Annotated in this window: 3 protein-coding genes and 2 pseudogenes; 1 reads left to right on the top strand and 4 read right to left on the bottom strand. The window is 51.7% G+C overall.

Annotation, left to right across the window (positions count from 1 at the left end):
* A pseudogene (locus tag DBO31_RS06615) lies at nucleotides 1–180 on the bottom strand (hypothetical protein); the annotation flags it as partial.
* A 92-nt stretch (nucleotides 181–272) separates the two neighbouring features.
* Between DBO31_RS06615 and rnhA the strand changes: the two are divergent.
* Nucleotides 273–962 (top strand): ribonuclease HI, encoded by a 690-nt coding sequence (rnhA, locus tag DBO31_RS06620; protein WP_150824748.1) that lies wholly within the window; start codon nucleotides 273–275, stop codon nucleotides 960–962.
* Here the strand turns inward: rnhA and DBO31_RS06625 are convergent.
* The 3 genes and pseudogenes from DBO31_RS06625 to DBO31_RS09310 form a co-directional block, all read right to left on the bottom strand.
* Entirely contained in the window at nucleotides 959–1,453 is a 495-nt protein-coding gene (locus DBO31_RS06625; RefSeq protein ID WP_113856208.1) for a hypothetical protein, read from the bottom strand. The two genes, rnhA and DBO31_RS06625, sit on opposite strands and share 4 nt — an antisense overlap.
* Nucleotides 1,454–1,544: 91 nt before the next feature.
* Nucleotides 1,545–2,498, bottom strand: coding sequence for a 2-hydroxyacid dehydrogenase (locus DBO31_RS06630; RefSeq protein ID WP_150824749.1), 954 nt, complete (start codon nucleotides 2,496–2,498; stop codon nucleotides 1,545–1,547).
* A 166-nt stretch (nucleotides 2,499–2,664) separates the two neighbouring features.
* A pseudogene (locus tag DBO31_RS09310) lies at nucleotides 2,665–2,851 on the bottom strand (UDP-glucose 4-epimerase); the annotation flags it as partial.

Here is a 2,851-nt window from a genome sequence, read left to right on the forward strand (position 1 = left end):
CTGAACGACCTGTACCCGTATATCGGGAAAGGAATCGACAACCCGCACTTTTCCGGCCAGGCGGATGTCTTTATAATAACCATCACTGTTGATGACGGTTGCTGCCTGTACTCCGGCCAGAACAAAGTAACAACCGAAAATTAGTAAAATAAAGCGCCTGAGGGACATCCTGTGTTTCATAGTACGAACATCCTTTCTATGGTTTTCTCTATTAAATCGGTTCATTCCATGATACAATCAGTACGATAACAATTCTGAAACGAGGTGTTTCTATGCCAAAAAAAATATACGCCGTACAAATCGGCCGCCAGACCGGGCTGTTTACTACCTGGGCTGAATGCCAGAAGCAGGTGACCGGCTATGCCGGAGCCCGGTTCAAAGGATTTACCAGTGCAGAAGAGGCGATGCGCTGGCTGTCTGGTGATGATTCCGCCGGTTCTCATACGGCACAGTCCTCCGGTCATCGCCTGTTCCACGGGGAAAAGGTCCCCCGGCTACATCAGGAACAGCCGGCAGATACAGATCAGGACTACATCATTTATACCGACGGGTCCTGCCTGAGAAATCCCGACGGTCCCGGCGGCTGGGCTATGGTTGCCCGTACTATTGCCACGGGGGCCGTTTCCGAACAATCTGGCGGTCATCCTTCTACAACCAATAACCGGATGGAACTGACAGCAGCAATCAAAGCCCTGCAGTGGGCCCCGGCCGGTTCACGGGTCGCCCTCTATACGGACAGCCAGTATTTAAAGAACGGCATCACCCGCTGGCTGGCTGCCTGGAAGCGCCGGGGCTGGAAAAAGGCCGATGGGACTCCCGTGCTGAACCGGGAACTATGGATGGCTCTCGACGCTCTCTATGGCAGTCATCACGTAACATTTCACTGGGTCAAAGGCCACGCCGGTGTCGATCTGAACGAACGATGCGACCAGCTGGCAAAAAAAGAAGCCATGAAATACTAAAGCCGCCGCCAGACGATACCGGCCAGGACGATTCCCACACAACCCGTTACTATCTGAGGCCAGCTCATCATAAAGCTGAGTGTCTGCCCCACTACATCCGGTAGTGCCACTATGGCGAGGACGATGTTTGTACCTCCATAGAGGATGCCCGCTTTCACGAGCGGCCCGGCAAAAAGGGCAGCCCGGCTGCGGCGGAAGCGATATACCCAGGCCATGAAGCAGGCATTGCCCAGACCGATGACAGGAATCAGGAAAACCAGTGGCAGTTGTCCCTGCAGAAATGCCCCCATAGGCAGTATCAGACCGATAATACAGGCCCGGTACGAACGAGTCTGCCAGATAGACAGAATCATGACTGCATTGAGCAGACTGCCAATAAAAAACATATTTACCGGTCCCGGCAGCGGCACGACCAGGCGGATGCTCTGCAATACCAGCGCCAGTGCCAGAAACGATGCCAGCCGGACCGAAACTTTCCAACGATCTTGCATATCCAGTTCTCCCTGCCTGCTTCTGTCTTGTCAGAAGCAGGCATTTTTCTATGACCTCAACGCCGGAACGACGTTCTTGTCTGAAACGATTTTATTGACTAACTACATTGATAGGATTCCCATCGAAGAAATGACGGACGTCATCGGCTATGATATGAACCAGCCGCTTCCGCGTTTCCAAGCCTTTCCAGCCCATATGAGGTGTGAGGATTACATTGTTCATCGTATAAAGCGGGCTGTCCGCTGCCGGTGGCTCCGTTTCCTGCACATCCAGGCCTGCCCCCGCCAGACGATGCTCCTGCAGGGCTTCTATGAGTGCCGGTTCATCAATGATGGCACCGCGGGCCGTATTGATGATGCAGGCTGATGGTTTCATCAGTGCTATGGCGTCCTTATCGATAAGATGACGCGTCTTGTCCGTCAGAGGGCAGTGAATAGATAGATAGTCGCAGGTCCGGAGAACCGTTTCCAGATTCGTATAGGTAATGTGATTTTCATCCGGCCGGGGCGTACGCGTATACACGACGACTTCCATTCCGAGAACGATGGCTATGTTCATGACTTCCCTGCCAATATGACCGGCTCCAATAATGCCCAGTATTTTTCCATTGACTTCTCCATGGGGCACCATGAGATGTTCCGTAAAGTTGCGCCGGTCTCCCTTTGCCAGCATAGCCATCTGCTCTCTCATGGACGATGCCAGATTCAGGAGAAGCATAATGGCCGTGTGGGCCACGCGCTGTGTGCTGTAGGCCGGGATATTGCATACGGTAATCCCTTTTTCTCTTGCTGCCTCTATATCAATATTGTTATAGCCCGTCCCTGCTTCCACGATGAGTTTCACGCTGTCGGGAAACCGTTGTATAATATCAGACGGAACGGGCATTTCCTTCGTGATGACGGCCGCCGCCCCGTCAATCCGTTCCACAATTTCGTCCGCCTGACTGTCATCATAGACAATCGTATCAGGCGACAGGACAGAAAAGTCCAGTTTTCCATCATAATTCATCTTGGCACCATTTAGTACGACTACTCGTTCATTCATCACCACTCACTCCTTTATACCGGCTGGAATCATGCTGCATTTCTCCTATGCAGCTGCCGTATACTTCTACTACATAATATTATTGTATCCCAAAGCAGATAAAAAACAAAGAATCAAAGCAAAAAAACGGAAGCCATCCTCTGGGAACAGCCTCCGTCGTTCATTTCTATTTCCATTCTGATTGCTGGCTCTGATACCAGGCATACGTTTTTTTGATTCCTTCAGGAAGTTCCATAGCCGGAACAATGCCCAATGCCTGTTTCAATGCATCATGACTCAGCACGGAACGAAGGATGTCTCCCGTACGCGCTTCGGTGTAGTGCACGTCGGCAGAGTGTCCGATAGCGTCTTCA

This window comes from Megasphaera sp. DJF_B143, from assembly GCF_900320625.1.
Lineage (GTDB): Bacteria > Bacillota > Negativicutes > Veillonellales > Megasphaeraceae > Megasphaera > Megasphaera hexanoica.